Here is a 1,272-nt window from a genome sequence, read left to right on the forward strand (position 1 = left end):
AAAACCTTAGAGGTCCTCGCGCCAGAAGGGCATGCTCATGCAGCGCGGGCCGCCGCGGCCGCGGGAGAGCTCGGCGGAGGGCACGACGAGAAGGTCCAGGCCCTCCTTGTACAGCACGTCGTTGGTGACGGTGTTGCGGGCGTAGACGCAGATCTTGCCGGGCTCGACGCACAGGGTGTTGGAGCCGTCGTTCCACTGCTCGCGGGAGGCCGCGATCGGGTCGCCGCCGCCGCAGGGGATCAGCTTGACCTGGTCGACGCCGGTGGCGTCCTCCAGGACGTGCTCGAGGGTGTCCTCGATCAGGCGGATGTTCACGTCGCCCGGGTTCTTGCCGGCGGTCAGCTCGTAGACGCGCAGGGTGCCCATGATGGCGGGGTGGATCGTGAACTTATCGACGTCGATCTGGGTGAAGACCGTGTCGAGGTGCATGAAGGCGCGGGAGACCGGGATGTCGAAGGCCAGGATGCGCTCGACCTTGGAGTCGGAGTTCCAGAAGATGTTCTGGGCCATGACATCGATCGCGGCGGCCTGGGTGCGCTGGGAGATGCCGACGGCGAGGGTCTTCTCGTTGATGTTCAGCACGTCGCCGCCCTCGGTGTGGAACTGGCAGTCGCGGCGGAAGTACAGGGAGACGTCCTTGTAGTCGGGGTGGTACTTGAAGACGTACTTGCCGTACAGGGTCTCGCGGTTGCGGGTGACCGAGTACATGCGGTTGAGGTTGACGCCCTCGCCGACGACCGCGAACGGGTCGCGGGTGAAGTAGAGGTTGGGCATCGGGTCGATGATCAGGTCGGACTCGGACTCGGAGTTGACCAGGGAGTCGAGGGTCGTGGACGCCGTGAGGGGCATGTCGATCTCGGCCTTGGTCATGCCGGCCATGGTCTTCTTGACGAACTCGAGGTTGTCCTCGATGGAGTCCAGCTTCTCGCGGACGATCTGCGGCATCTGCTGGCCGCGGATGCCTGCCTCGGCGATGTACTGGTCGGTGAACTCGGCGCGGGCGCCGGGGACCTGGTCGAACACCTCTGCGACGAGGTTCTCGAGGTAGAGCACCTCCACGCCCTGGTCCTTAAGGATCTGGGCGAAGGTGTCGTGCTCCTGCTGCGCGACCTCCAGGAACGGGACGTCGTCGAACAGGAGTCGCTCGAGCTCGTCGGGCGGCAGGTTGAGGAGCTCGTCGCCGGGACGGTGCAGGCAGACCTTCCTGAGCTTGCCGATCTCGGAAGGCACGTGCAGACCTTTCGTCATGGCCTCCTACCTTTCTTTCGGGCC

General features: G+C 65.0%; 1 protein-coding gene. It reads right to left on the minus strand.

Annotation, left to right across the window (positions count from 1 at the left end; translation table 11 throughout):
* Positions 1-6: 6 nt before the first annotated feature.
* On the minus strand, positions 7-1,248 hold the full coding sequence (arcA, locus tag DXD77_RS10220) for an arginine deiminase (protein WP_117584235.1): 1,242 nt from the start codon (positions 1,246-1,248) through the stop codon (positions 7-9).
* Positions 1,249-1,272 lie beyond the last annotated feature (24 nt).

The organism is Collinsella sp. TM09-10AT (assembly GCF_003436275.1).
Taxonomy (GTDB): domain Bacteria; phylum Actinomycetota; class Coriobacteriia; order Coriobacteriales; family Coriobacteriaceae; genus Collinsella.

Excerpts from the sequence above, each read along its gene's own strand:
- arcA (WP_117584235.1), bottom strand. The coding sequence starts at position 1,248 with ATGACGAAAGGTCTGCACGTGCCTTCCGAGATCGGCAAGCTCAGGAAG.